The sequence below is a fragment of the Serratia sp. NA_13 genome (assembly GCF_052691735.1).
Genome location: NZ_JBQZFV010000002.1, coordinates 247,069 through 273,370, shown reverse-complemented (window position 1 = coordinate 273,370; position 26,302 = coordinate 247,069). Strand labels below are relative to the sequence as shown.

At 53.6% G+C, this 26,302-nt stretch carries 23 protein-coding genes and 1 pseudogene; 13 read left to right on the top strand and 11 right to left on the bottom strand.

Annotated features, from left to right (window positions below; translation table 11 throughout):
* Positions 1 to 2: 2 nt before the first annotated feature.
* Complete coding sequence (locus ACUTSU_RS04805) at positions 3 to 1,238, bottom strand: MFS transporter (protein ID WP_445649771.1); 1,236 nt, start codon at positions 1,236 to 1,238, stop codon at positions 3 to 5.
* 11 nt (positions 1,239 to 1,249) lie between these two features.
* Entirely contained in the window at positions 1,250 to 2,071 is an 822-nt protein-coding gene (locus ACUTSU_RS04800; protein ID WP_445649770.1) for an MBL fold metallo-hydrolase, read from the bottom strand.
* 354 nt (positions 2,072 to 2,425) lie between these two features.
* Between ACUTSU_RS04800 and ACUTSU_RS04795 the strand changes: the two genes are divergently transcribed.
* Entirely contained in the window at positions 2,426 to 4,603 is a 2,178-nt protein-coding gene (locus ACUTSU_RS04795) for an extracellular solute-binding protein (protein ID WP_445649769.1), read from the top strand.
* Positions 4,604 to 4,661: 58 nt separating this feature from the next.
* Here the strand turns inward: ACUTSU_RS04795 and cysS are convergent, their stop codons facing one another.
* The gene (gene cysS / locus ACUTSU_RS04790) at positions 4,662 to 6,047 is read right to left on the bottom strand and encodes a cysteine--tRNA ligase (protein WP_445649768.1); all 1,386 of its coding nucleotides are present in this window, start codon (positions 6,045 to 6,047) and stop codon (positions 4,662 to 4,664) included.
* Between the two features lie 302 nt (positions 6,048 to 6,349).
* Here cysS and ppiB point away from each other — a divergent pair, with 302 nt between their 5' ends.
* The 4 genes from ppiB (at position 6,350) to purK (ending at position 9,331) form a co-directional block, all read left to right on the top strand.
* Complete coding sequence (gene ppiB / locus ACUTSU_RS04785) at positions 6,350 to 6,844, top strand: peptidylprolyl isomerase B (protein WP_012005604.1); 495 nt, start codon at positions 6,350 to 6,352, stop codon at positions 6,842 to 6,844.
* A 10-nt stretch (positions 6,845 to 6,854) separates the two neighbouring features.
* Positions 6,855 to 7,577: a UDP-2,3-diacylglucosamine diphosphatase gene (locus ACUTSU_RS04780; RefSeq protein ID WP_445649767.1), complete on the top strand. Its 723-nt coding sequence runs from the start codon at positions 6,855 to 6,857 to the stop codon at positions 7,575 to 7,577.
* Between the two features lie 165 nt (positions 7,578 to 7,742).
* Complete coding sequence (gene purE, locus ACUTSU_RS04775) at positions 7,743 to 8,267, top strand: 5-(carboxyamino)imidazole ribonucleotide mutase (protein ID WP_017891880.1); 525 nt, start codon at positions 7,743 to 7,745, stop codon at positions 8,265 to 8,267.
* Positions 8,264 to 9,331, top strand: a complete 1,068-nt coding sequence (gene purK / locus ACUTSU_RS04770; RefSeq protein WP_445653826.1) for a 5-(carboxyamino)imidazole ribonucleotide synthase — start codon at positions 8,264 to 8,266, stop codon at positions 9,329 to 9,331. The genes purE and purK overlap by 4 nt, the downstream gene beginning before the upstream one ends.
* 234 nt (positions 9,332 to 9,565) lie before the next feature.
* Here purK and ACUTSU_RS04765 read toward each other — a convergent pair whose 3' ends face one another.
* From ACUTSU_RS04765 to ybbA, 5 genes are all read right to left on the bottom strand, one after another.
* Complete coding sequence (locus ACUTSU_RS04765; protein ID WP_445653825.1) at positions 9,566 to 10,339, bottom strand: class I SAM-dependent methyltransferase; 774 nt, start codon at positions 10,337 to 10,339, stop codon at positions 9,566 to 9,568.
* A 343-nt stretch (positions 10,340 to 10,682) separates the two neighbouring features.
* On the bottom strand, positions 10,683 to 11,699 hold the full coding sequence (gene galE / locus ACUTSU_RS04760; RefSeq protein WP_445650238.1) for a UDP-glucose 4-epimerase GalE: 1,017 nt from the start codon (positions 11,697 to 11,699) through the stop codon (positions 10,683 to 10,685).
* A 73-nt stretch (positions 11,700 to 11,772) separates the two neighbouring features.
* Positions 11,773 to 13,179, bottom strand: a complete 1,407-nt coding sequence (locus ACUTSU_RS04755) for a sugar porter family MFS transporter (protein WP_445649764.1) — start codon at positions 13,177 to 13,179, stop codon at positions 11,773 to 11,775.
* Between the two features lie 407 nt (positions 13,180 to 13,586).
* Positions 13,587 to 16,019, bottom strand: coding sequence for a putative ABC transporter permease subunit YbbP (ybbP, locus tag ACUTSU_RS04750; protein ID WP_445653824.1), 2,433 nt, complete (start codon positions 16,017 to 16,019; stop codon positions 13,587 to 13,589).
* Complete coding sequence (gene ybbA / locus ACUTSU_RS04745; RefSeq protein WP_445649762.1) at positions 16,016 to 16,702, bottom strand: putative ABC transporter ATP-binding protein YbbA; 687 nt, start codon at positions 16,700 to 16,702, stop codon at positions 16,016 to 16,018. The genes ybbP and ybbA overlap by 4 nt, the downstream gene beginning before the upstream one ends.
* Here ybbA and tesA point away from each other — a divergent pair.
* The 3 genes from tesA to ACUTSU_RS04730 all read left to right on the top strand — a co-directional run bounded on the left by tesA (position 16,673) and on the right by ACUTSU_RS04730 (position 19,048).
* Complete coding sequence (gene tesA, locus ACUTSU_RS04740; protein ID WP_445653928.1) at positions 16,673 to 17,311, top strand: multifunctional acyl-CoA thioesterase I/protease I/lysophospholipase L1; 639 nt, start codon at positions 16,673 to 16,675, stop codon at positions 17,309 to 17,311. The two genes, ybbA and tesA, sit on opposite strands and share 30 nt — an antisense overlap.
* 25 nt (positions 17,312 to 17,336) lie before the next feature.
* Entirely contained in the window at positions 17,337 to 18,113 is a 777-nt protein-coding gene (locus ACUTSU_RS04735; protein ID WP_445649761.1) for an SDR family oxidoreductase, read from the top strand.
* An 80-nt stretch (positions 18,114 to 18,193) separates the two neighbouring features.
* A complete protein-coding gene (locus ACUTSU_RS04730) occupies positions 18,194 to 19,048 on the top strand; it encodes a co-chaperone YbbN (protein ID WP_409327254.1) in 855 nt (284 codons plus the stop codon).
* A 280-nt stretch (positions 19,049 to 19,328) separates the two neighbouring features.
* Here ACUTSU_RS04730 and cfa read toward each other — a convergent pair whose 3' ends face one another.
* The gene (gene cfa / locus ACUTSU_RS04725; protein WP_445649760.1) at positions 19,329 to 20,480 is read right to left on the bottom strand and encodes a cyclopropane fatty acyl phospholipid synthase; all 1,152 of its coding nucleotides are present in this window, start codon (positions 20,478 to 20,480) and stop codon (positions 19,329 to 19,331) included.
* Positions 20,481 to 20,720: 240 nt separating this feature from the next.
* Between cfa and ACUTSU_RS04720 the strand changes: the two genes are divergently transcribed.
* Both ACUTSU_RS04720 and ACUTSU_RS04715 read left to right on the top strand, forming a co-directional pair.
* Entirely contained in the window at positions 20,721 to 21,626 is a 906-nt protein-coding gene (locus ACUTSU_RS04720; RefSeq protein ID WP_445649759.1) for an SPFH domain-containing protein, read from the top strand.
* Between the two features lie 2 nt (positions 21,627 to 21,628).
* Positions 21,629 to 22,090, top strand: coding sequence for an NfeD family protein (locus ACUTSU_RS04715; RefSeq protein WP_445649758.1), 462 nt, complete (start codon positions 21,629 to 21,631; stop codon positions 22,088 to 22,090).
* Here the strand turns inward: ACUTSU_RS04715 and cueR are convergent.
* The gene (gene cueR, locus ACUTSU_RS04710; RefSeq protein ID WP_445649757.1) at positions 22,087 to 22,488 is read right to left on the bottom strand and encodes a Cu(I)-responsive transcriptional regulator; all 402 of its coding nucleotides are present in this window, start codon (positions 22,486 to 22,488) and stop codon (positions 22,087 to 22,089) included. The two genes, ACUTSU_RS04715 and cueR, sit on opposite strands and share 4 nt — an antisense overlap.
* A gap of 105 nt (positions 22,489 to 22,593) precedes the next feature.
* Here cueR and ACUTSU_RS04705 point away from each other — a divergent pair.
* The 3 genes and pseudogenes from ACUTSU_RS04705 to ybaK all read left to right on the top strand — a co-directional run.
* A pseudogene (locus ACUTSU_RS04705) lies at positions 22,594 to 22,791 on the top strand (cation transporter); the annotation flags it as partial.
* Between the two features lie 180 nt (positions 22,792 to 22,971).
* Entirely contained in the window at positions 22,972 to 23,775 is an 804-nt protein-coding gene (locus ACUTSU_RS04700; protein WP_445653823.1) for a TraB/GumN family protein, read from the top strand.
* Positions 23,776 to 24,000: 225 nt separating this feature from the next.
* The gene (gene ybaK / locus ACUTSU_RS04695; protein WP_445649755.1) at positions 24,001 to 24,480 is read left to right on the top strand and encodes a Cys-tRNA(Pro)/Cys-tRNA(Cys) deacylase YbaK; all 480 of its coding nucleotides are present in this window, start codon (positions 24,001 to 24,003) and stop codon (positions 24,478 to 24,480) included.
* Positions 24,481 to 24,518: 38 nt separating this feature from the next.
* On the opposite strand, the gene ushA is transcribed toward ybaK, so the two are convergent.
* A complete protein-coding gene (gene ushA, locus ACUTSU_RS04690) occupies positions 24,519 to 26,174 on the bottom strand; it encodes a bifunctional UDP-sugar hydrolase/5'-nucleotidase UshA (protein ID WP_445649754.1) in 1,656 nt (551 codons plus the stop codon).
* Positions 26,175 to 26,302: the final 128 nt, after the last annotated feature.

Sequence of the window (26,302 nt, the reverse complement as noted above, 5' to 3'; positions counted from 1 at the left end):
GGTTATTGTTTGACGGGTTTCAAAGTGACCGGGGTTTTCTCTTTGGGCAGATAGTCCTTGAAGAAAATAAAGAAGAAGACCGAAACAATGGCCGCAATTATCGCCGAGAATATCCAGAAACTTTCCCATTGCGGCAGTGACTGTGGTCCTTTCTCCGTCACCGTACTATTAAAGATTTGCCCACAAATCGTTGAAGCGAAAAGTAAGCCAAAACCATTTGAGACGATAAAACGCAGACTCTGCGCCTGAGCTTTAATTTCTGGTCGTGCCTTACGGTCAACATAGATATCACCAACAGTGAAGAAAAAGTCCCAACAGAAACCTTGCAACATCAGACCTATCAGGACAAACATCATGTTGACCTCAATCGCTGCATGGGAGAAGAACATGGAACGGATGATCCAACAAACCGCCCCCATCATCAGAGTGACTTTGAAACCCGCTTTCAGTAAGAAAAATGAAAGCAAAAACATAAAGATAACTTCGCAAGCGATCCCCACTTGCATCATTGATGCCGCATTATCAAAACCGAGTGCCTTCAAAAATACCGGGATATAGGCTGAGTAGGCAGTTTTTGGGATCATCAATACAAAGATGCTCAGCATCAAAATTGTGAAGTTGCGATCTTTAAATAGCGCCAGTGCATCCAGACACAGCAAATCGCGCAGACCAAACGCGCTGCCTTTGGCCTTCGGCGGTGTATCTGGCAAAGTAAAACAGTACAATCCCAAGGCAACTCCAGTAGTCGAAGCGATATACCAGGTCATGGTATCGCCGGAATAGCCCATCTGACCAATGATGAAACCAATCGCCATAAAGCCGAAAGTGCCAAATACGCGAATCACTGGAAAATACTTCACACCGTTGATGTGATTGAAACTGATACTGTTTGCCAATGCTGTTGTTGGGTAGAACAACAGCCCAACCAGGAAGATCATCACCAACGTCATGGTGGTATCATGTGCTTCGATAAACTGTGGCACACAGAGGATCACCCCAGCGTTAATCAGATGCAGAATGCCCATCACTTTCTGCGAAGCAAAAAAGCGGTCCGCCACCATACCGATAAATAACGGCGAAATTATCGTTGCCAGCCCCAGCAATGCATAAGAGGAACCGATAATGGTCGCCATACCATAGGTGCTCAAGACCAGACCCATAGTCATATTCCAAGCGCCCTGCATGAAATACTGCACAAACATCATGATCAGCAAGCGAGGTGTCTTGTTAAGATCCATGAGTGCCTCCGCTAATTGAGGTTGACGATCAGACCGTCATAGGCGACGGTAATATGATTATCCCGGCAGGCCGCAACTAATTCTTCATGCAGCAATTTACCGCTGTGGGAGATGTGCGATACCACGACCTGACTATTGGCACGCAGGCATTGCATGGTCTTCAACTTTTCCTGTGCAGCAAATACCGTTTCCAGGCTCATATGGTTATCCGTACGATCATCACCGTTAAAACCATAGGTGCATTCAAGCACCACCAAATCCAAGGTTCTTCCCTGTAGCCATTGCCAGGTAAGTTCAGGGAACCAACCAGAATCATGACCATAGAAAATCGTTTTTCCGGCCTTTTCGATCACATATACGTAGCACAATTCCCATTTAGCATGGTTGGCCAACAACGGAGTGATCTTATAGCCATGACTTTCTACGGTAACGAAGGGCACCAGGCAGTGGAAAGCAAAGCGCTCTTTACTGTAACCGGGCAGAACAGCAGCGCAGCCATTGATTGCCAGGTCATTACCAAATATCGCCAACGGATTATCAATATTGAAACCATAGCCCTCCATCCTGCTGAACAGTTCACCCACGTTAAAATGGTCTGGGTGCGTATGGGTAAAAAGCAGATCGGTAAGCCCGCTAGCATCCAGCCCATCACGCAATAGTTGCTGACTAAACTCCGGGGCCATATCAATTAACATCACATCGTCAATAATCACAGATGAGTGGGTACGTAGATCTTTCCCTTTCAGAAAGCGAGCTTGCTGACAATGTTCACAACGACAAAACGGATTTGGGATCCCTTCAGAGGCTGCTGATCCCAGGAAATTTATTTTCATTTTTTATCCTTTTTATTCAAATCATTAATGCCAAACCCAATGACGTTTTTTCATCCAATAAAAATTGGAACGTGTCAACAATACTATTTGAGATAAAAAGTGAACAACGTACAAAACCCACATTAGTGACAATCTTCAAAATATTTATTTTTTATTCATTTAAATCAAATAATTAATTAAAAAAAACCAAAAAAATATGATTATTTTATTACATTACCCCCACTCAAATACCGAACAAAAAACAATCAAGTTAAAATGGAACGATCTAATATTTAATCTAAGTAAAAAATTGAGATAGCGATGTCTGCATGCGAATGCTAGCATCAAAATAGGTGGGTCAACGTGATGAGAAAAATGGCAACTATCAAGGATATAGCGAAGCTGGCGGGGGTCTCACACGGCACAGTTTCCAACGTATTGAACGGACGTGGCAATGTCAGTGTTGAGAAGATAGAAGCCGTCAAACAGGCTGCCAAACAAATGGGGTATCAGATCAATGCTCAGGCGCAATCTTTGCGCACCAGTAAAAACAGTGGTGTCGCGCTGATCCTACCCAATATCAACACAGAGCAATTCCATCAACTCTACCGTGGGCTGCAGCAATCGCTGCAATCCTTTTCTGCCGATGATTTAGATCTGTATATCACTAACGATCTCCCTTCTGCAGAGAAGAATATTCTGCAGACGCTAGCAGCAAAGTCCTACCGCACAGTCGTTACCGTCTCCTGTCTTAGTGACAGCGAAATCTACTACCAAACGTTACGATTACCAGCCGAGCAGATCCTGTTTGTCTATCGCAATCCCTTACAGTCGCAGGTTACATTCAACCTAGACTTTGCCCAAGCGGCGCGGGCGATTGGCTCGGAGATTGCCAAGAGTTCCCCTCAACACGTAGGTTTGCTTTGCGAACCAATCAATTACACCAACAGCCAAAATTTTATCAATACATTGAAAGAGACTTTGGCGCAGTTAAGTCCATCGACTCAATTAACAATCGTCCCCTCACCCGCCAGCGAATGTCCGACTGCCGCGTTTGCCCTTTTTGACAGGCTCCAACCTCAAATACTGGTTGCTCAAGACAGCGAAAAGAGCCGTTGTCTAACACTGGCGGCTTATTTAGGCAGCGATAAGCCATGTCCGCCTATCTGGCAATTAAGCGACGATCAACCTGCCATCGTCACGAATCTATACAATTATCAGATGGATTACGCCCGATTGGGGTTGGAAATAGCCCGTTACATCAGTGCTGAAGAACCACAACCCAAACATCAGGTTATTGCCAACCGCGGATTTGCTTTCGATGTCCAGCCCCCCCCAGCAATGCCTTACCGGGGTGAGACACTGAACATGTTGATTCTGCCAAGCCCCTCAACCGAAGCGCTAAAGAAACTGTTGCCGCATTTTTATCGCCAGACAGGCATCAAGGTTAATCTCGCCGTTTACCCGTATGATGAAGTGTTTGAGATCCTCTCAAACCTGCATTTGCACCCTTATTACGATTTACTGCGTATCGACATGGCTTGCTTCCCTTGGTTTGCCGAAAAAACACTCACGCCGTTGGCGAAGATAGCGCCTGGACTGCCAGAGTTACTGAATAACTTCTCTGAGGAAATCTGCCATCATTTCAGCAAACTTGATGGTAAAGCTTACGCATTCCCGTTTGATGCCAGCACACAACTCCTGTTTTATCGCCGCGACTTGTTTGAAGACCCAACAATCAAGCGCATGTTCTACGAAAAGTCAGGTAAAGAGCTGAAGGTTCCAAACAGTTTTGAAGAGTTCGACGTAATTACTGACTTTTTTACCACCCTTCATCAGCCTGGAAACCCACAACGCCCAATGGGGTCATCAACTACGCTGGGCAGTGCAGGATTGATCGCCACCGAGTATCTGATTCGTTACTACGCCCTGGGTGGCAGGTTAGTGCATGAAGATAAACCAGTGCAACTTGAGCCCTCTTTGGCCATTGATGCCTTGCAGCTATACCTTAAGCAACTCGCGGTCACCATGAATCTGAGCTGCGAATGGTGGAGTGCCTCGGTAGCCAAATTTGAGCAGGGGCAATTGGCGATGTTGATTATGTATATGAATTTATTCAACGATGTCGCACACAGCCCCCAGTCCCCCGCTATCGGTTATGCGCCGGTGCCGGGCAACATCCCACAGATGGGAGGCGGCTCGATTGGAATGTCCCGTTTCAGTGACAAGAAAGCGCCTGTTGAACAGTTCTTCCGCTGGCTGTATTCGTCAGAAATTACCGAACAACTGGTGCTTTTAGGGGGTAACAGCGCACATCAAAGCATTTACCAAAATCAGCGTATTCTGCACCAGTATCCCTGGTTCAAATTACTGCGTGATAATCCCAGCAACGGGGTACGTGAATCTCGCGGACAGCAAGACAAACTGTTCAATTTACGTCATGCCGAGATCATTATCGGCCAGGGGATCACCAACGTAGTGAATAAAATGATGTCTTCAGAACAGGCAATAACCTATATCAACCAACGCCTGATGCACGAAACCGGCGTCTGAAAACAAAAAAACCGGCTGGCTTACACCACCCGGTTTTTCAAATTGCCTAACTCTTCGCTTACTTACGGCGCCAGGTCGTCCCCTGCGGGCCATCTTCCAGTACGATGTTCATCTCGTTCAAGCGATCGCGCGCAGCATCCGCCAGCGCCCAGTCTTTAGCTTTACGGGCATCGTTACGTTGCTTGATCAAAGCTTCGATCTCCGTCACTTCACCGTCGTCTGCCTGTGCACCGCCCTTCAGGAACAGTTCCGGCTCTTGCTGCAACAGGCCCAGTACCTTCGCCAGCTTACGTAATTCCGCTGCCAGCCCATTAGCGGCATTCAGGTCTTCAGCCTTCAGGCGGTTAACTTCGCGCGCCAAATCAAACAGGACTGAGTAAGCTTCCGGGGTGTTGAAATCGTCATCCATGGCTTCGCGGAAACGGGCTTCAAACACTTCGCCACCGGCCGGTTGGGCGTTAACGTCGGTACCGCGCAGCGCGGTGTACAGACGTTCCAGTGCGGTACGCGCCTGTTTCAGGTTCTCTTCGCTGTAGTTCAGTTGGCTGCGATAGTGCCCAGACATCAGGAAGTAACGCACAGTTTCGGCGTCGTAGTAACCCAGCACGTCACGGATGGTGAAGAAGTTATCCAGCGATTTCGACATTTTTTCTTTGTCGATCATCACCATACCGGAGTGCATCCAGTAATTTACGTACGGGCCGTCATGTGCACAGCTTGACTGAGCAATCTCATTCTCGTGGTGCGGGAACATCAGATCGGAACCGCCGCCGTGAATGTCAAAATGGGTACCCAACTGCTTGCCATTCATGGCAGAACATTCAATGTGCCAGCCTGGACGACCTGCGCCCCACGGAGATTCCCAGCTCGGCTCACCCGGCTTGGACATTTTCCACAGCACGAAATCCATCGGATTGCGTTTTACGTCATCGATCTCTACCCGCGCACCGGCCTGCAGTTGATCCAGATCCTGGCGTGACAACAAGCCGTATTGCGGATCGCTGTCGATAGAGAACATCACGTCGCCGTTGCTGGCCACGTAGGCATGCTCGCGATCGATCAGGCGCTGGGTGATCTCAACGATCTCGGCAATATGCTGAGTGGCGCGTGGTTCGATGTCCGGGCGCTCAATCAGCAGAGAATCGAAGTCGGCGTGCATCTCTGACAGCATGCGCGTGGTCAGTTGATCGCAGCTTTCGCCATTCTCTGTAGCACGGCGGATAATTTTATCGTCAACGTCGGTAACGTTACGCACGTAGTTCAGCGAATAGCCGAGATAACGCAAATAGCGCGCAACGACGTCGAAAGCAACAAAGGTACGCCCGTGGCCAATATGACACAGGTCATAGATGGTTACCCCGCACACGTACATGCCCACTTTACCGGCATGAATGGGTTTAAATTCCTCTTTTTGACGACTCAGGGTATTAAAAATCTTTAGCATCGGGACATTCCGTGGTGTGCGTGATAACAAAAATGGTAATTAGGCGATTCACCCAGCAGCGTATTGAAACCCGAAGCCTGATCTAATGCAAGGTTAAGGCCGCGCTTTGCTAAGCTGAGAGGTGGAAAACGGTGAGAAATCAGCGATCGCCACAAATGTTATAATATAACAATTTTCATTTTACCACAGCCAGCGTGCGGTTTACCCGCTGCTGACTGATTAAAGGAGATATGTTATAACGGCGGTCTGATTGTTCACTCGATCCTTGTGACATCTCAATTCATCTTGTTAGGACTAAAACTATGGTTACTTTCCACACTAATCACGGCGATATCGTTATCAACACCTTTGCTGACAAAGCGCCGGTTACCGTTGAAAACTTCCTGAACTACTGCCGTGAAGGTTTCTACAATAACACCATTTTCCACCGTGTTATCAATGGCTTTATGGTTCAGGGCGGCGGTTTTGAGCCTGGCATGACCCAGAAAGACACCAAAGCGACTATCAAGAATGAAGCCAACAACGGTCTGAAAAACACCATCGGTACCCTGGCAATGGCTCGCACCAACGATCCACACTCTGCGACCGCACAGTTCTTCATCAACGTGGCAGACAACGACTTCCTGAATTTCCGCGGCGAAAACGCGCAGGGCTGGGGCTACTGCGTATTTGCTGAAGTGGTTGAAGGCATGGACGTGGTTAACAAGATCAAAGCGGTGAAAACCGGCCGTAGTGGCATGCACCAGGACGTACCGGTAGAAGACGTGATCGTCACTAGCGTTACCGTCAGCGAGTAATCGCGGCTGCATGAACACGCTGTTCATCGCAGATCTGCATTTAAGCGCACAGGAACCGGCAATCACTGCCGGTTTTCTGCGCTTTTTGCGGCAAGATGCCATTCACGCCGACGCCCTGTACATTCTTGGCGACCTGTTTGAAGCCTGGATCGGCGATGACGATCCCGAGCCGCTGCACGGCGAAATCGCCGCGGCGCTGAAGGCGCTGCAACAGGCTGGCGTACCCTGCTACTTTATCCACGGCAACCGCGATTTTCTGGTCGGTAAACGCTTTGCCCGTGCCAGCGGTATGCAACTGCTACCGGAAGAGAAAGTGCTGGAGCTATATGGGCGAAAAATCCTGATCCTGCATGGCGACACACTGTGTACCGACGATCAGGCCTACCAACAGTTTCGCCGTAAGGTACACAATCCGCTGATCCAAAAACTGTTTTTGGCCATGCCGTTGCGCTGGCGTCTTAAGATCGCAGCCAAAATGCGTACCCGCAGCCAGCAGAGTAACCAGTACAAGTCGGACTCCATTATGGACGTCAACCCACAGGCGGTTGAACAGGCAATGCTACGCCACCAGGTTCATTGGATAATCCACGGCCACACTCATCGTCCGGCGGTACATGAATTGGCACTGAGCAACGGCAAGGCCCACCGTGTAGTGCTGGGAGCCTGGCACGTTGAAGGCTCAATGATAAAAGTCAGTGCCGACGCCGTCGAGCTGATCCAATTCCCGTTCTAAGTTCCTGACTTGTCGCACAGGTAAAAAAATTCACGCTTTTGGCAATGAAAACCGGCGACGCAACCGTTTTCCTCGCCGTGCGCTCATGGTATGCTCTGTGCCCTCATTCGGCCTCCCGCCGCAGGCAACCGGCCGTCGTTTGTACAATACAGGAGCCTTACACCCATGGGAGCCAACGCCGCTTCAGCCACCCACGCTGGGGTTAAAATCGCAATTGTAATGGGATCGAAAAGTGACTGGGCCACTATGCAGTTTGCCGCCGAAGTCCTGACCTCGCTCGATGTCCCGTTCCATGTCGAAGTCGTTTCCGCTCATCGCACGCCAGACAAGCTGTTCAGCTTTGCCGAGCAGGCAACTGACAATGGCTTTGACGTGATCATTGCCGGTGCTGGCGGTGCTGCGCACCTGCCGGGCATGCTGGCAGCAAAAACGCTGGTTCCGGTGCTGGGTGTTCCGGTGCAAAGCGCCGCCCTGAGCGGTGTAGACAGTCTGTATTCGATCGTACAAATGCCGCGCGGTATTCCAGTGGGTACGCTGGCCATCGGCAAAGCCGGCGCAGCCAACGCTGCCCTGCTGGCGGCGCAAATTCTGGCACTGCACGATGCCGCGCTGGCGCAACGCCTGGCCGATTGGCGTCAGGCACAAACTGACGAGGTGTTGAACCACCCGGATCCGCGGGAGGAAGCATGAAGCCGGTTTGCGTACTGGGCAACGGTCAGTTAGGGCGCATGCTGCGCCAGGCCGGTGAACCGCTGGGCATCGCCGTGTATCCGGTGGGCCTCGACGCCGAACCGGAAGCCGTGCCCTACCAGAACAGCGTGATCACCGCCGAAATAGAACGCTGGCCGGAAACCGCGCTGACGCGCGAACTGGCAACCCATAACAGCTTCGTTAACCGTGATATTTTCCCTCGTCTGGCGGACCGCCTGACGCAAAAACAGTTGCTCGACCAGCTTGGCCTGGCCACCGCGCCGTGGCAACTGCTGGCTGACGCCGCCGAATGGCCACGGGTGTTCGCTACCCTGGGTGAACTGGCGATCGTCAAACGTCGCGTTGGCGGTTACGACGGCCGCGGCCAGTGGCGCTTGCGCCCAGGGCAAGAAGCCGAATTGCCAGCCGATGCCTATGGCGAATGTATCGTCGAGCAAGGGATAAACTTCTCCGGTGAGGTGTCGCTGATCGGCGCACGCGGGCATGACGGCCACTCGGTGTTCTACCCGCTGACCCATAACCTGCATGAAGAAGGCATTCTGCGCACCAGCGTGGCGCTGCCGCAGCCTGACCCTGCCCTGCAACGGCAGGCTGAACAGATGCTGGCGGCGATCCTCGACGAGTTGAACTACGTCGGCGTCATGGCGATGGAGTGTTTTATCGTTGGCGACAGCCTGCTGATTAACGAGCTGGCGCCCCGGGTGCACAACAGCGGCCACTGGACGCAAAACGGCGCCTCCATCAACCAGTTCGAACTGCACCTGCGCGCTATTCTCGCCCTGCCGCTGCCAAAACCGGTGGTGAGCACGCCGTCGGTGATGGTCAACCTGATCGGCACCGCCGTGAATCAACAGTGGCTGGCGCTGCCGTTGGTGCATTTGCACTGGTATGAGAAAGAGGTGCGCGAAGGCCGCAAGGTCGGTCATCTCAACCTGAACGATCCGAGCGCCGCCGCGCTGCAACAGGCGTTGCAGGCACTGGCACCTCTGCTACCGGCCGAATACCAAAGCGGCTTGGCCTGGGCACGGCAAAAGCTGGCTTAAAGGTTTACTCCACGCAAAAATAAAGGGTTCAGTTCACCGATAACTGAACCCTTTTTCTATGGTGCTATACCTATTGCTGTTATATTAAGATAAATATGCGGGTAAATCGGCGGCAAGTCTACTTATCAGTTCACCATTCACGTGATAAAATTTCGTCCGAATACAGTTAATTTCCCCTCTAAAAATACAATGCAATTACATTAATCTTCATGGGCAATGATAATTGGGAAAAGATTACCGTTGGCCCCACGCCGAAATATTGGCATAACCAAAATCATAAAATCCTGCCGACTCGACACGTCTTGCGATTGCTTCTATTTCATTGAGGCTGTTATTTTTAATTGCAGAGATGTCTTTAGCAAAAAGGCGAATAGTCGCGGCCATAAATCTTCCCATCGCCGTTTCGCCAACCGTGGGGGCGCAAAGATCGATACGGACATTCCGTATCCCCAGAGCAGTCAACGGCGCGGGAAGAGAACGCCCCCAGTCAGCGCTGGTCCCGATGGAGTTGGCGACAACCTCCCAAACCCCCATAGCAGCCTGCCGGTACTGATGGTTTTGAGAAGACTCTATGGGAAAAGGATGGGCTTCTTCAATAAATATCCATCCATTGGGTTTTAGCCAAGAAACTATCTTGGACAATATTTTTTCGCGCTCATTGAGATGGCACAATAACCATCGGGCATGAATTAAGTCGAAACTTTCCGGCTCAAAGGCATCCGTAATGACGTTATGTTCTATCGCGCGAAATGAATATCCCTCCGACAGATTTGTCAGATCTAAGTCCGTTCCTATAACCTCCCCATCGGGACAACGCCTGGATAACTCCTCAGCAAAACTCCCTGAGCCGATACCTATATCCAGACAACGCCAATTTTTATTAACGGGTATTTTTTCAAGGATTTTATAACTATATGGGTCGATTGATTGCGCAAGAAACTTTAGACGTTCCGGTTCTGAGGGAGGGGAACCAATTACGCGAGCATAGCTAGACTGAGTGTTACTCATAATGATTTACCCGTTGCGTTAATTTTATTTAATAAAGGTAGCAGGTATTATGAAAAAGTGGCAAACCATCAAAAAACCAAAAATAAAAAAATATTAATAAAAAATAATAATTCATAAAAAGGGATGCAGGAAAAAAATCCATTACGTCAGCCAGGTGTCTGCCCGTATTTCAAACTTCTTCGCGATCGATGAATTCTCGTCAGGGCAGAACACTCTCTGAAGACCAAATACTAAAGCGGCCGGATATGGGCGTAACAAAAACTACTCTGAGGGTTTACGCCGCACTAAAACAGAGGGTTCAGTTCACCAGTGAACTGAACCCTCTTCTGTTGCTCAGGGAACCTTAGCGCCGATAACCCTGCGGATTTTTGCTTTGCCAGTTCCAGGTATCGCGCATCATCTCATCGATCCCACGCTGCACTTCCCAGCCCAGTTCCTGCTTAGCCAAACTGACATCCGCCCAAAAAGCGGGTAAATCCCCGGCACGGCGCGGTAAGATCTGGTAAGGCACGGCAACGCCAGCGGCCTTTTCAAACGCATGCACCATCTCCAGCACCGAATGCCCTACACCGGAACCCAGGTTATAAGCTTTAAAACCGACGATCCGCTTCAGATGATCCATCGCCGCCAGGTGGCCCTGCGCCAGATCCATCACGTGAATATAATCGCGCACGCCGGTTCCGTCTTTGGTGGGATAATCGCCGCCGAATACGCTCAGGTGATCCCGCTTACCGACGGCCACCTGAGCAATATAAGGCAACAGGTTATTCGGGATGCCGCTGGGGTCTTCTCCCATCAATCCAGACTCATGGGCGCCCACCGGGTTGAAGTAGCGCAGAGAGACAATGGAAAAGACCGGTTCCGCCTTAGCGAAATCCTGCAGGATCTGCTCCACCATCCACTTGGAGGTGCCGTAAGGGTTGGTCGTGCCGCCGATCGGCATGTCCTCTCGGTAAGGCACCGGCGTCTCTTCACCGTACACCGTCGCCGAAGAGCTGAAGATAAACTGATGGACCCCAGCGTCGCGCATGGCCTCCAGCAATACCAGCGTGCCCGCTACGTTGTTCTGATAGTACTCCAGCGGCTTGCGGGTGGATTCTCCCACCGCTTTCAGGCCAGCGAAATGGATCACCGAAGCGATCTTGTGCTCGCCGAATATCCGGTTCAGGCACGCCGCGTCTCGCACATCCCCTTGGTAGAACACCGCCGCTTTACCGGTCAGTTGCTCTGCACGGAGCAAGGACTCTTCGGAAGCGTTGACCAAATTATCTACCACTACCACCTCTTCACCGCGCTCCAGCAGCGCCAATATCGTATGTGAACCTATGTATCCGGCACCGCCGGTCACTAAAATCGCCATCATGCTCCCCTTTCATCAGCCTCAGGCGCCAGCGCCCGAGGCATAAGCCTGTTTCATGCGCGCAGCCAGCCGACTAGCGCGTACCGATGTTGCGTAATGGCTTGCCGGCCATCAGATTGCGTTCGATATGTTCCAGAGAGATATTTTTCGTTTCCGGGATCAACGCCAGCGTGATGAAGATAAACACCAGGTTAAGCGCCGCGTAGACCCAGAAGGTAGAGGCGCTGCCCAGCGAATTGAGCATGGTCAGGAAGGTCGCCCCGACGATCATGTTGGCGATCCAGTTGGTGGCGGTGGAACAAGTGATACCAAAGTCACGGCCTTTCAGCGGTTGGATCTCAGAACACAGCACCCAAATCAGTGGGCCGGCGCTCATGGCAAAACCGACGATAAACATCAGCAGCATGATAACGGCGAAGTATTGCTCGGCCGGAGAATTCATCCCCACATGCATCATCGTCCCCAGGGCTCCCATACCCACCGCCATGACGATAAAGCCCAGCGTCAGCGTCGGTTTTCGGCCCCAGCGGTCAACCAGCCCGATGGCGATAAAGGTGGCCAGCACGTTGACCAGGCCAACGATCACCGTACCCCACATCTGCTGTGCGGTACTGGCAAAACCCGCCAGCCCAAAAATCTTCGGCGCGTAATACATAATGACGTTCATACCGGTGAACTGTTGCATCACCTGCAGCAGCACGCCAAGAAAAACGGCACGGCGGAAGTTTTTATTGTCTTTAAACAGCGACCAGCCGCTCTGTTTCAGCTTGAGGCTCTCACGAATTTCATTCAGTTCATGCTGCGCCTGGGCACTGCTGTCGCGTAGCTTCTCCAACACCTGACGCGCCTGCTCATGGCGGTTACGTGAAGCCAGCCAGCGTGGGCTATCCGGCAGGAAGAACACCCCGACCAGCAGCAACACGGCTGGAATGGTGATCACCCCCAGCATCCAGCGCCAGGCACCGGTGTAACTGAACGCGGTATCAGACAGATAAGCCGCCAGGATGCCGATGGTAATCATCAGCTGGTACATGGAAATCATGCTGCCGCGAATTTTTTCCGGCGCGATTTCAGACAGGTAAATGGGCGCCGTATAGGAGGCGACACCCACCGCCAGCCCGAGCAGGATGCGGGACACCAACAAAACTTCTACGTTAGGCGCTGCCGCTGAGCACAAGGAGCCCAGCACGAACAGCACGGCACCAATCATCAGGCTGTATTTACGCCCGATACGGAAGTTCATCCAACCACTGCCCACGGCACCAACCGCAGCGCCAAACATCATTGAGCTAACCACCCACTCCTGCTGGGAACTGGTCATATGAAACGAATCGGTGATAAACGGCAGAGCCCCCGCAATAACGCCGATATCCAGACCAAACAGCAGCCCGGCCAGGGCGGCCAAAAAACAGACAAAGAAAGTCATGCCTGCATTGCTTTGGCTTTTCTCAGCCGCCGACACTTTGACGGTAGTACTCATACTGCCTCCAATCGATAACGTTCTTAAGTTGCCATTATGATAGGAGGCAATCCGTCAGAGGTAAGTGAGTGCGATCACATTAGTGGAAGCGATTACACAAATTTATCTTAAGCATAATAAACGCCTAACCACCATAAAACCGTAAAATATCCTTGATTAAGAAAGATAATAATCGTATTTACTGTTTTGAAATGAAGATACCGCAACATATTTTTACCATATCGCAAGGTATCCCCTTTAATAAGGCAACCACTAATTGTAACCGATTTCACACCATAATCGGCCGAATGCAGTGGATTAAAGGCCTGCAGTTGGAGGGATAGCGAAGGAGATAAGGAGATATAGAGGGATATCGATCGTTGTTCGGCTGGCCCGCTCACCTGGGCCAGCTCGATATTCAGCGAGAATTAACCGTCGTAACTGCGGAACAGCGCCTGCCCGCGCAGCAAGCGCACACCCAGCCAACCACCGCACAGCGACAACAGCAACGCACTGAGTAGCGGCAGCGCCCACCACAGCACCGGTGTTGGTGCCCATGGGAAGTCAAACACCTGGCTTTGCAACAACCACAGTGCCGCTTCAGCGCCCACCGTGGCGGCAATGCCTGCCACCATCCCCAGTAGAGCAAACTCACACCACAGCGTGCTGCGTAACAAGCGTTTGCCAGCGCCGAGCGTGCGATACACCACCAGTTCCTGACGCCGCTGACGCATCCCCACCTGCACCTGCGCCATCAGCAACAGGCCGCCGCAGATCACCACCAGCACCACCATCACTTCCAGTGCGCGGCTCACCTGCTGCAGCACGCCGCCCACCTGTTTAAGGATCGATCCGATATCCAGCAGGCTGAGCGTCGGGAACTGGCGATTAAGCTGGGTCAGCATCTGCCCGTCGCCGTCGTAACGGAAACTGGTGAGCCAGGTTTGCGGCTGGCCGTCCAGCGCACCCGGCGGGAAGATGAAATAGAAGTTCGGTTTCAGACTTTCCCAATCCACCTGGCGCAGGCTGGTAACCCTGGCGCTGAACGACTGGGTATCACCGCTGAAGGTCAGCGTATCGCCCAGTTTGATTTTGAGTCGTCCGGCAATGCCCTGATCCATCGACACCTCACCGGCTTTCGGCGGCCAACTGCCGGCCACCAGTGGATTGTGCGCAGGAAGATCGGCCAGCCAGGTCAGGTTCAGCTCACGATTCACCGCCTCGCCGCCCGGATCGTCCTCATGCACCCGCTCGGTCGCCACCTGCTGATTAATCTCGGTCAGGCGCACGCGGACAATCGGATAGTAGGTCTCCGGTTTAATTTGATGCTGTTGCAGGAAGGTTTTCACCTGTGGCACCTGCGCCTCAGTCATATTCAGCAGGAAGTAGTTCGGGCTGTCCGGCGGCAGTTGTTGCTGCCAACGCTCAAGCAGATCACCACGCAGCACCAGCAATAACGCCAGCAGCATAAACGACAGCGAGAAAGCCGCCAGTTGGCTGACCGTGACCCAGGGTTGATGCAGCAGACGGTTAACCGCCAGTCGCAGTGCCAGGTTCTTCAGCGTAATGCGCCGCAGCAATAACAAGCTGCCCCAGCCGATAGCGCCCAACAGCAGCGCCAGCACCACAATACCGGCAAGGATCGACCACAGCAGCGTGCTGGCCCCCATTAATGCGGTCAGCAGCGCCACCACTATCACCGCCGTCACCGGCAGGAAATAACGCAGCGGCCAGACGTTAGCCACCACGTCGCGGCGCAACACCCGCAGCGGTTGGGTTGCCAGCAATTGCCGGTACGGCCGCAGCCCCACCAGCAGCGAAATCATCAGCAACGCGCCGACCGCCCACAGCCATGGCCAGGCCCCGGCGGCAGGCAGCTCCGCCGGCAGCACAGGTGCCAGCAGGCGGATCAGCACCGCTTCAAAACCCAGGCCGATAATGCCGCCACACGCTGCCGCCAGCAGGATCACCGCCAACCACTGGCCGACAATCAGCTTGCGCAAGGCGCTGCGGCCGGCACCCAACGTTTTCAGCACTGCGATCAAGTCATAACGGCTGCGGCAGTAGTGGCTCATCGCCACCGCCACGGCGGCAATCGACAGCAGCAAGGTTAGCAACGCCGACAGCAACAGGAACTGTTGCGATCGTTGCAGCGATTTACTCAGCGCACTACCGGACTCCTGCAAGCCAAACCAACGCTGGTCGGGCTGGAGTTGCGGCGTCAGGCGCGTTTCGTAACGCTGAATGCCCTCCGGGGCACCGGCAAACATATAACGGTAGGTCAGACGGCTGCCCGGTTGCACCGCCCCAGTTTTGTCCACGTCCGCCAGATTGATCATGATGCGCGGTGCCGTCTGGAACGGGTTAAAACCGGAATCCGGTTCCTGAATAATTTCACCGGCTATGCGCAGGCTGGTATCACCCACGTCCAGCGAGTCTCCCACTTTCACATTCAGCAACGCCAATAGACGCGGCGCCACCAGCACGCTCCCCGGTTCCAGTTTGACGTTGGCCGGGCGGGTCTCCAGCTTGCCGTACAGCGGATAGGCCAGGTCGGTGGCCTTCACATCCGCCAACTGGGGCCGATCGCCAGCATAGGTCATGGTGCTGAACGACAACTGTCGGCTGACTTTCAGCCCCTGTTGCTGCGCGTCCAGCAGCCAGCCTTCCGGTACCGGCCGGGCGCTGCGCAGTACCCGATCGCCGGCAATAAAATCGCGGCTCTGCTGGCTCAGGCCTTTGTCCATGCGATCGCTGATACTGCCCAATGCCAATACGCAGGCCATCGACAGCGTCAGCGCCAGCCAAACAATCAGCAGTGACGGCGAACGCCACTCACGCCAAAACCAGCGCCAGATCATGCTTCCTCCCACAGCTGGCCTTCGCGCAGGCGCAGCCGACGCTGGCAGCGAGCCGCCAGGGTTTCGTCATGGGTGACCAGGATTAACGTGGTGGAGAAATCGCGGTTGAGGGAAAACAGGAGATCGGCGATGCGTTCGCCGGTCTGGCGATCGAGGTTGCCGGTGGGTTCATCGGCAAACAGCACCCGCGGTCGGCCACTGAACGCCCGTGCCAGCGCTACGCGCTGTTGCTCACCGCCGGAAAGCTGTGCCGGCAAGTGGTCAAGGCGCTGGCCCAGCCCAAGTTGCTCCAGCAGTTGCACCGCCTGATCACGGCTCTGGCGATCGCTTTCGCCACGCAGCAACGCCGGTAACTGGACGTTTTCCAGCGCATTGAGCGTCGGCACCAGCATAAAGGATTGAAAAACAAAGCCGACATTTTTGGCGCGTAGCGCGGCACGGCCTTCTTCATCCAGCGCGGTCAGTGACTCGCCCAACAAATACACCTCCCCTTCACTACCGTCGTCCAGCCCGGCGAGGATCCCCAGCAGCGTTGATTTGCCCGAACCGGATTCGCCAATCAGAGCAATTGTCTGTGCGGGTTTGACAACCAGCTCGACTCCGGTAAGGATGGAGAGCTGATGCTCACCCTGACCAACGTGTTTACTAAGATGATGAACTTCAAGAACGTTTTCCGCTGGCATCTTCCCTTCCTTTTGCTGTTGGGATTATTCAGTTTACGCGCTGTCGCCGCCGATACCTTATTGATATTAGGCGACAGTTTAAGCGCCGGTTACCGCCTGCCGGTGGCGCAAGCCTGGCCGACGCTGTTGGCCGACCAATGGCAGAAAAAACCGGGTGAACCGCAGTTGGTCAACGCCAGCATCAGCGGCGACACCACCGCTCAGGGGCTGGCACGCCTGCCCGAGCTGCTGAAACAACATAAGCCACGCTGGGTACTGATTGAACTGGGTGCCAACGATGGTCTGCGCGGTTTCCCGGCGCAGGATCTGCAACGCGACCTCAGCCAAATCATCACGCTGGTGCAACAAGCCGGCGCGCAGCCTCTGCTGATGCAAATCCGTATTCCGCCCAACTATGGCCGCCGCTATACCGAGGCCTTCAGCGCGATTTACCCGCAGCTTGCCAAACAATTCGACATTCCACTGCTGCCGTTCTATATGGAACAGGTGGTGGTGAAAGCGGAATGGATGCAGGATGACGGATTGCATCCCAATAAGGATGCCCAACCGTTTATCGCCACCTGGATGGCGGAACGCCTGGAACCGTTAGTAAAACACGAGTCCAACTAAATAGGGCTGTACACTAGGTAAAGTTATGCAAAAAGCAGTATTGATAACCGGCTGTTCCAGCGGGATTGGATTGATTGCCGCGCAGGATCTGCGTAACCGAGGCTACCGGGTGCTGGCCGCCTGTCGCAAGCCGCAGGACGTTGAAAATATGCGTCAACTTGGGCTGGAAGGCATTGAGCTGGATCTGGACGACAGCGCCAGCGTCGAACGCGCCGCCGCACAGGTGTTCGAACTGACCGACGGCCGCCTTTATGGCCTGTTCAACAACGGCGGTTTTGGTGTGTACGGCCCGCTGAGCAGCATATCCCGCCAGCAGTTGGAACGGCAGTTCGCCACCAACCTGTTCGGCACCCACCAGTTGACCCAGTTGCTGTTGCCGGCGATGCTGCCGCACGGCGAGGGGCGTATTATTCAGACCAGTTCGGTGATGGGGCTGGTGTCCAGCGCCGGACGCGGTGCCTATGCGGCCAGCAAGTTTGCGCTGGAAGCCTGGTCCGACGCACTGCGAATGGAGCTGCACGGCACCGGCATTCAGGTCAGCCTGATAGAACCCGGTCCGATCTCCACCCACTTTACCCAGAACGTCAATCAGGCGCAGAGCGACAAACCGGTGCATAACCCCGGTATTGCCAAACGTTTGACGCTGCCGCCGGAGGCGATTTTACCCAAATTACGCCACGCGCTGGAAAGCCCAAGGGCCAAACTGCGGTATCCGGTGACCCTGCTGGCGCACGCACTAAGCGTTTTACGCCGCATTCTGCCCGGCCGCTGTCTGGACTGGGTGTTACGCAGCAACGGTTAATTTGGCTGTCCGGGGTTGAAGAATGCCGTCCAGCCCCCATCTAAAAGCCAATGGCTCCGCAAGATCAGAGAGAAAATTACATGCTAGCTCAAGCTGTTGTTGATATTAACGAAACAAACCTGCACCAGACGCTGGAACAGTCAATGTCCATGCCGGTGGTGTTCTACTTCTGGTCGGATCGCAGCCAACACTGTCTGCAACTCACCCCGATTCTCGATAAGCTGGCGGCAGAATATGCCGGTCAGTTCCTGCTGGCAAAAGTGGATTGTGACACCGAACAGGCCATCGCCGCTCAGTTCGGCCTGCGTTCGCTGCCGACGGTATATCTGTTCAAAGATGGTCAGCCGGTAGACGGTTTCCAGGGCCCCCAGCCGGAAGAAATGATCCGTGAATTCCTGCAGCGCTTCCTGCCAAAGGAAGAAGATCTGAAACTGGCGCAGGCGACCGAGCTGTTGGCCGAAGGCAATGCGGCAGAAGCGCTGCCGCTGTTGAAAGACGCCTGGCAAGCCAGCCAGCAACGCAGTGATATCGGTTTGACACTGGCAGAAACCCAGATCGCGTTGAACCGTACCGAAGATGCCGAAGCCGTGCTGGCGACCATTCCGTTGCAGGATAAAGATACCCGTTATCAGGGCCTGATGGCGCAGATTGAACTGCTGAAACAGGCTGCCGACACGCCGGAAATTCAGCTGTTGCAACAGCAAGTGGAGCAGCAGCCGGAGAACGTCGACTTAGCCGTGCAACTGGCGCTGCAACTGCATCAGGTTGGGCGCAATGAAGAAGCGCTGGAGCTGTTGATCGGGCATCTGAAGAAAGATCTCGCCGCCGCCAACGGCAGCGCGCGTAAAACACTGATGGATATTCTGGCCGCACTGGGCACCGGCGACGCACTGGCCGCCAAATACCGCCGCCAGCTGTATTCTCTGCTCTACTGATATACCCTTCGTCTTTCCAGCCGCATCGTTGTTGGCTTCACGTTCGAACCCCAGTCACTTAGTTATCTAAGCTCCTGGGGTTTCTCGCGTTTGCCGCCTAGATGCAACTGGAAATCCATTGGGTCTCTATCTCAAAGTAAATAATTGAGGAAATATCCTCTAAATAGTTCGAGTTGCATCAAGGCGGCAAGTTTGTAAGTCCCCAGGAGCTTACTCAAGTAAGTGACTGGGGTGAGCAAACGCAGCCAACGCCGAGGCAGCTTGAAATATGACGAGGATATTAGCGGTAAACCCGCACACCGCCTTCCACACCTTTCGGGCTGAACAACACCTGCCATAACTGAATATCACGCGAGCGGAATGCCCCCGCACAGGCGTTCAGGTAATAGGTGAACATACGTTCAAAACGTTCAGAATAGCCCTCAGACAGCATCGGCCACGCCTGTTTGAAATTCTCATACCAGGCCATCAGCGTGCGATCGTAATCGGCGCCGATATTGTGCCAATCCTCCATCACAAAGCGCCCTTCGCTGGCTTCGGCAATATGGCGCACCGAAGGCAGACAGCCATTGGGGAAGATATACTTGTTTATCCAGGCATCGACGTGAAGATTAGTTTGGTTGGCACCAATGGTGTGCAGCAGGAACAAACCATCGGGCTTAAGATTACGCGCTGCAACACGGAAGTAAGTGTCGTAGTTTTTCGGCCCCACGTGTTCAAACATGCCAACAGAAACAATACGATCAAACTGGCGGTTCAGGTCACGGTAATCCTGTAGAAGGATTTCGACGTCAAGACCTGCACAGCGCTCCTGCGCCAGTTTTTGCTGCTCGGCCGAAATGGTCACACCGTGCACTGTTACGCCGTAGTTTTCCGCCGCATACTGCGCCAGCCCACCCCAGCCACAGCCGATATCCAGCAACGACATGCCCGGTTTCAACTGCAGCTTTTCGCACAGCATTTTCAGCTTGGCCAACTGAGCCTGCTCCAGCGTTTCGGCCTCTTTCCAGTAACCGCAGGAATATTGCATATAGGGATCGAGCATTGCACGGAACAGATCGTTGCCGATATCGTAATGCTCTTTGCCCACCTGCCAGGCGCGTTTGCGTGACTGAAGATTGAACAACCGGGTATAGGCGATGCGCGCAATGTCGCTCAGGTTTTTTGGCAAGCGTTCATCAACGCCGGCCTGCAAGACGCGGGTGAATAGTGCGTCCAACCGCTCGCAGTCCCACCAGCCGTCCATGTAACTTTCGCCGAACCCCAGCGAACCCTCCTGCAAAATGCGTTTAAACAACGCCGGGTTGCGTACCTTGATATCGCAGGCACGGTTGCCATTGATGGCAATACCGGCAGCGGACAGCAATTCCTCCACAATGCGATACCAACGATCTTTTTTTGGGGCGAGTTCATCAACACTGATTGAGTCCATAACAATCCTTGGAGAAATGTCATTTCAAAAAGCATAGTCGCAAATAAAAATGACAAATATTCGAAGTGAAAAGCGGCAATGTTTTTTACTCTAGCCAAGACGGACAACGTCATGAAATGAATTAAAATTATTGGAAACATGCCAATTTGGAATGTTAATGGCCCAACGCCCCTGATTTATTAGTCTTTGCCCTGTAGCTGGCGTAATATCTGTTTACATATGTCTGACAGGAGGTTTGCCATGTTTACCCTTATTCCCATCGTGATTGTCGTCGCGCTGATCATCGTATTCGCCGGCGTCAAAATTGTTCCGCAGGGCTTCCAATGGACGGTGGAACGCTTCGGCCGCTACACCAAAACGTTGATGCCCGGCCTTAACCTGGTGGTGCCGTTTATGGACCGCATCGGCAGAAAAATTAATATGATGGAACAGGTGCTGGATATTCCCTCGCAGGAAATTATCTCGCGCGACAACGCCAACGTAGCCATCGATGCGGTGTGTTTTATCCAGGTCGTCGATCCGGCACGCGCAGCTTATGAGGTCAGCAATCTGGAACTGGCGATCGTCAACCTGACCATGACCAACTTCCGTACCGTGCTTGGCTCCATGGAGCTGGACGAAATTCTCTCGCAGCGTGACAGCATCAACAGCCGCCTGCTGCATATCGTCGACGAAGCCACCAATCCGTGGGGCATTAAAATCACCCGTATCGAGATCCGTGACGTACGCCCACCGGCAGAGTTAGTCTCGGCAATGAACGCCCAGATGAAGGCCGAGCGAACCAAGCGTGCAGATATTCTGGAAGCCGAAGGTGTGCGTCAGGCCGCCATCCTGCGTGCCGAAGGCGACAAACAGTCACAAATCCTCAAGGCGGAAGGTGAACGTCAGTCGGCGTTCCTGCAGGCCGAAGCCCGTGAACGTGCCGCTGAAGCGGAAGCGCGAGCCACACAACTGGTTTCTGACGCTATCGCCAGCGGTAATATCCAGGCGGTGAACTACTTTGTGGCGCAGAAGTACACCGATGCGCTGCAAAAAATCGGCTCTGCCAACAACAGTAAAGTCATCATGATGCCGCTGGACGCCAGCAGCCTGCTCGGTTCCATTGGTGGCATTACCGAACTGTTGAAAGACAACAAAGGCAAGTAATCATGCTCGAACAAATTGCAGCAAACCCACACTGGTTTTGGCTTTCCCTCGGCGGGCTGCTGCTGGCAGCAGAAATGCTCGGTGCCAGCGGCTACCTGCTATGGAGTGGCGTATCGGCGGTGGTGGTCGGCGCCATCGTCTGGCTGCTGCCGCAGCTGGCCTGGGAGTGGCAGGGGGTGATTTTTGCCGTACTGACCGTGGTGGTGGCCTACCTGTGGTGGTACTGGCTACGCCAGCGTCCGGCCGCAGCGTCCAGCGGTTCGCAGGTGCTGAACCAACGCAATCGTCAGTTGATTGGCACCCGCGCTACGCTGACCGAACCCATGCACAACGGTATGGGCCGCATTAACATCGGCGACAGCAGCTGGCGCGCACAGGCCAGTGAAGATCTGCCGATGGGCACAGAGGTAGAAGTCATTGCCGTTGAAGGCATAACTCTGGTGATCCGCGCCATTCCCCGTTAATGGTTATGGCAACAGCCCGCCAGATTGTTAATGATCGGACATTCGGCTCCGTCATCACCCGGACATTGATCCGCCAGCGTCACCAAACGCTGGCGCATCTCACCGAGTTCGGCGATGTGCTTTTCAATGTCCGCCACTTTTTGCAGCGTACGCGCTTTCACATCGGCACTGTGACGGGCCGGATCGTTAAACAGCGCCACCAGCTCACGACATTCATCCAGATTAAATCCCACCTGCCGTGCCTGGCGCAGCAGTGTCAGTTCTTCGATGTGCTTCGGACTGTAGCTGCGATAGCCGTTGTCGGTACGGATCGGCGCAGTCACAAGCCCTTTCTCTTCATAAAAGCGAATGGCCTTGCTGGTTAAACCGGTTTTTTTCGCTACGTCGCTGATATTCATTTTCACTCCTTGACCTTCCCCTTGCTGGAAGGTTTATCCTTTATTCTTAGTGAAAACAGGTAAAGCGGTCAACCTTTAAACACCGTTCTTGAGAGGAATCGAACCATGTCACAAATTACCGTACTGGCATTGCAGGGGCTGACCTGCATGCATTGTGTTGGCAGCACACGTAAAGCTTTAGAGGCTGTGCCTGGCGTTACCGCCGTGGAAGTCGCCCTTGATAGCGCCAAAGTGACTGGCGATATCGCGCCACAAACGCTGATTAAGGCAGTAGAAGAAGCCGGTTATCAAGCCACCCTGGCCTAACCCCCATCGTCTGAGCCAAGATCACGGGGCGCACATCATCGCGCCCCATTTCCTTTGGGATAATTCCTTCACTCTTCAGACTTTCTTGTCTGCCTGATAGCGTTTAGCATGGGGTAAGTATTACACCTCTCACCTTTCAAGCTGAAAGGCGAACAAGTTATTCAGGAGCCACGCCGTATGGGTCAACTGTTACGCCGCATCGCCGCCTTTCTCGGTCTGATCTCTCCCATGAGCTACGCCTACCCGGCGCTGGATATTCGACTGCCTGGCGATCGTCAGTTCCATCTGGTCGGCAGCATTCATATGGGTACGGTAGATATGTCGCCGTTGCCGGCCAAACTGGCCGCACGCCTGAAGCAGGCAGATGCCTTGATTGTGGAAGCCGATATTACCGGCGCAGCCTCCCCCTTTGACCATATCGAACAGCAAACGGAACTTGAGCAACGGCTCTCTAAACCCGAGTTTCAGCAGTTACTGACGCTGTGTCAGGAACTGGGCGCCGATGCGGAAACCTTTTCCACCCTGCCCGGCTGGCAGGTGGCGCTAATGATGCAGGCCCGCCAGGCGCAGCGTTTGGGGTTGCGTGCCGAATACGGGGTGGATTATCAACTGCTGCAAGCTGCCAGAACACAGCATAAAAAGGTGATCGAACTGGAAGGTGCGGAGCAGCAAATGGCGATGCTGGAGCAGTTACCCGAAGGAGGCATGGCCCTGCTGCGTGATACGCTGGAACACTGGCATACCAACGCACGACTGCTGCAAACCATGGTGAGCTGGTGGCTGGACGCGAAACCCAGCGGTATGCTGGAAACCCTGCCCGCCACTTTCAGTGCCGATCTTTACGACGTGCTGATGCATCAGCGCAACCACGACTGGCGACAAAAACTGGAGGCGTTACCGGCCGGTAACTATGTGGTAGCGGTGGGTGCGCTGCATCTGTACGGCGAGGATAATCTGCCGGCGATGCTGCAGGGGCAGTAAAAAAGTGGCCAATATCGCTACTGGCCAGTCAAAGAGGAATTTCTTGTATTGTAGTTATACGCATAGCAACCGTGTTAACGGTTACAGTACACAGGGTAGCAACCGAGTGAACATCTTGGCAACCCGCTTTACGCTGGCATTGCTCAGGTTGCTGTTACCATTATATTTTTGTAATTTTGTTGCATCCCGTTGCAACCTTGAGCAGCGGGAGAAATAGGAAAACACATGACGCCCGCAGTGATCCTGCTAGAGAAACAAAAAATCGCCTTTACTCTTCATCCCTATCATCATGACAGTGCCGAAACCAATTTCGGGGATGAAGCGGTGAAGAAGCTTGGACTGGATGCCGACCGCGTCTATAAAACGCTGCTGGTGGCGTTGAATGGCGATGCCAAACATCTGGCGGTGGCCGTCACACCGGTTGCCAGCCAATTGGATTTGAAGAAGGTTGCCCGCGCCCTGGGGGCTAAAAAGGCCGAAATGGCCGATCCGTTGCTGGCACAGCGCGTCACCGGTTATCTGGTGGGCGGCATTAGCCCACTGGGGCAAAAAAAGCGCCTGCCGACGGTGATTGACAGCCCGGCACAGCAGTTCGCCACCATTTACGTCTCCGGCGGCAAACGCGGGTTGGACATTGAGCTGGCGGCAGAGGATCTTTGTCGGCTGCTGACCGGCAGCTTCGCCGATATCGCCAAGCGCGACTGAATCGATAGGGGGAGACTTACGCCTCCCCCGCTGACGACTTACTGATAAACAATCTCGCCCTTCGGCTCATAGGCCGCCGCATCCAGCGGTGAGTGCTTCTCAATGTACTGTTTCAGGACTTCGGCATCGATAAAGCCGGTGTTGACGTAGCTTGGCAAAGTATCCAGCTTCGGATAGCCGTCACCGCCCAGCGCATTGAAGTTCAGCGTGGCCATACGGTAAGTTTTATCCACCTGCAACGGTTCGCCTTTGATTTTGACATTGCTGACGCCCTGCTTGCCGTCCGCCGTCAGGCTGACGTTGGCAAACTGTGCATAGGCACCGGAATCCACTTTCATATTAGCCACCGTCGCCAGGTATTTCTCCACCTCGCTGCCTTTCATTTCGACGTAGACCAGCGTGTTGCCAAACGGCTGTACCTTCAACACGTTTTTATAGGTAATGTTACCAGCTTCAATCGAGTCACGTACCCCGCCCCCACTCATTACGGCAAAGTCGGCCTCGGCACGTTCCATCTGTGCTGCCAGCAGAACGCGTGACAGGTTGGTTTGAACAAAGCGCACCTTACTGCGATCGCCTTCCAGCTTGCCATTAACGCTGCCAATTTTCACGTCCAACTGCGCCTTGCCCTTTTCCTGGAATGGCGTCAGTAGTTTCATCATCGACGCATCTTCCGCGATTTGCTGGGTGTAATACACGCGCTCGCTGGTGCCGTCGGCTTTCTCCACCTTCTTCTTCAGATTGACCGGGATCAGCTGATAATGCACCAGCTTCAGTTCACCGTTACGGAACTGGAAATCGGCACGGCCGACATACTTGCCCCACTCGTGCGCCTGCACGATCCAGGTACCGTTCTGACGATCCGGCGAGCACGGGGTGCCCGGAACATAATCCACCTGCTTGTGGTTTTCACCAGCCATACAGACCGGATCCTGCGAGTGGCCACCGACGATCATGTCCAGATAACCGGCAGGCAGGCTGCGCGCCATTTCGACATCACCGGGTGCGTTAGAGCCGTGGTTACCATCATCGTAATGGCCCATATGGGTCGCGGCGATGATCACGTCAGGCTTCTCGTCCTTACGCAGTTGCTCTACGACCTGTTTGGCTTCCTGCGCCGGCACGTGGAACTCGATGTCGGTGAAATATTCCGGGTTGCCAATCTTGGAAGTGTCATCGGTGGTCAGGCCGATCACCGCAATTTTGATGCCCTGCTTGTCGAACAAGGCATAAGGCTTGAACAGACGCTGCTGGGTGCTTTTCTGATAAATGTTGGCCGAAAGCAGTGGGAAAGTGGCCCACTTTTCCTGCTGGCGCAATACGCTGAGCGGATTGTCGAATTCATGGTTGCCGATCGCCATCGCGTCATAGCCCACCAGATTCATACCACGGAAGTCCGGCTCGGCATCCTGCAAATCGGATTCCGGCACGCCGGTATTAATATCACCACCCGAAAGCAGTAACAGGCTACCGCCCTTGGCAGCGACCTCTTGGCGAATGCTGTCCACCAGCGTTTTTTGTGCGCCCAGACCATATTCACCGTGGTCGTTCTGCCAGAAATGGCCGTGGTGATCGTTGGTGTGCAGAATAGTGATGTCGTAGGTCTTATCCTTTTCCCAGGCGCTGGCGGCTCCCGACAGGAAAGTCAGGGACACGGCCAAAGCGCATGCGGTGGTCTTTAACGAAAAGCGCATGGCGGAACTCCATATGATAATTAACTGTTTTTTTAGAGGTTGACGAAATTGTAGCGCGAAACAAAGGTAACAAATTTCAAATTTTTGCGATATGCATCAAATTATGTCGGATATGGTAAATTTTGAAC

Coding starts and splice junctions, on each gene's coding strand:
- ybbP (WP_445653824.1), bottom strand. CDS start 16,019: ATGATCTGGCGCTGGTTTTGGCGTGAGTGGCGTTCGCCGTCACTGCTG.
- ACUTSU_RS04720 (WP_445649759.1), top strand. CDS start 20,721: ATGTTTACCCTTATTCCCATCGTGATTGTCGTCGCGCTGATCATCGTA.
- ACUTSU_RS04800 (WP_445649770.1), bottom strand. CDS start 2,071: ATGAAAATAAATTTCCTGGGATCAGCAGCCTCTGAAGGGATCCCAAAT.
- ACUTSU_RS04715 (WP_445649758.1), top strand. CDS start 21,629: ATGCTCGAACAAATTGCAGCAAACCCACACTGGTTTTGGCTTTCCCTC.
- ACUTSU_RS04805 (WP_445649771.1), bottom strand. CDS start 1,238: ATGGATCTTAACAAGACACCTCGCTTGCTGATCATGATGTTTGTGCAG.
- ybbA (WP_445649762.1), bottom strand. CDS start 16,702: ATGCCAGCGGAAAACGTTCTTGAAGTTCATCATCTTAGTAAACACGTT.
- ACUTSU_RS04755 (WP_445649764.1), bottom strand. CDS start 13,179: ATGAGTACTACCGTCAAAGTGTCGGCGGCTGAGAAAAGCCAAAGCAAT.
- ACUTSU_RS04795 (WP_445649769.1), top strand. CDS start 2,426: ATGGCAACTATCAAGGATATAGCGAAGCTGGCGGGGGTCTCACACGGC.
- cfa (WP_445649760.1), bottom strand. CDS start 20,480: ATGGACTCAATCAGTGTTGATGAACTCGCCCCAAAAAAAGATCGTTGG.
- tesA (WP_445653928.1), top strand. CDS start 16,673: ATGAACTTCAAGAACGTTTTCCGCTGGCATCTTCCCTTCCTTTTGCTG.
- ACUTSU_RS04765 (WP_445653825.1), bottom strand. CDS start 10,339: ATGAGTAACACTCAGTCTAGCTATGCTCGCGTAATTGGTTCCCCTCCC.
- ACUTSU_RS04735 (WP_445649761.1), top strand. CDS start 17,337: ATGCAAAAAGCAGTATTGATAACCGGCTGTTCCAGCGGGATTGGATTG.
- ACUTSU_RS04730 (WP_409327254.1), top strand. CDS start 18,194: ATGCTAGCTCAAGCTGTTGTTGATATTAACGAAACAAACCTGCACCAG.
- ACUTSU_RS04700 (WP_445653823.1), top strand. CDS start 22,972: ATGGGTCAACTGTTACGCCGCATCGCCGCCTTTCTCGGTCTGATCTCT.
- cueR (WP_445649757.1), bottom strand. CDS start 22,488: ATGAATATCAGCGACGTAGCGAAAAAAACCGGTTTAACCAGCAAGGCC.
- galE (WP_445650238.1), bottom strand. CDS start 11,699: ATGGCGATTTTAGTGACCGGCGGTGCCGGATACATAGGTTCACATACG.
- ACUTSU_RS04780 (WP_445649767.1), top strand. CDS start 6,855: ATGAACACGCTGTTCATCGCAGATCTGCATTTAAGCGCACAGGAACCG.
- ppiB (WP_012005604.1), top strand. CDS start 6,350: ATGGTTACTTTCCACACTAATCACGGCGATATCGTTATCAACACCTTT.
- ybaK (WP_445649755.1), top strand. CDS start 24,001: ATGACGCCCGCAGTGATCCTGCTAGAGAAACAAAAAATCGCCTTTACT.
- purK (WP_445653826.1), top strand. CDS start 8,264: ATGAAGCCGGTTTGCGTACTGGGCAACGGTCAGTTAGGGCGCATGCTG.
- purE (WP_017891880.1), top strand. CDS start 7,743: ATGGGAGCCAACGCCGCTTCAGCCACCCACGCTGGGGTTAAAATCGCA.
- ushA (WP_445649754.1), bottom strand. CDS start 26,174: ATGCGCTTTTCGTTAAAGACCACCGCATGCGCTTTGGCCGTGTCCCTG.
- cysS (WP_445649768.1), bottom strand. CDS start 6,047: ATGCTAAAGATTTTTAATACCCTGAGTCGTCAAAAAGAGGAATTTAAA.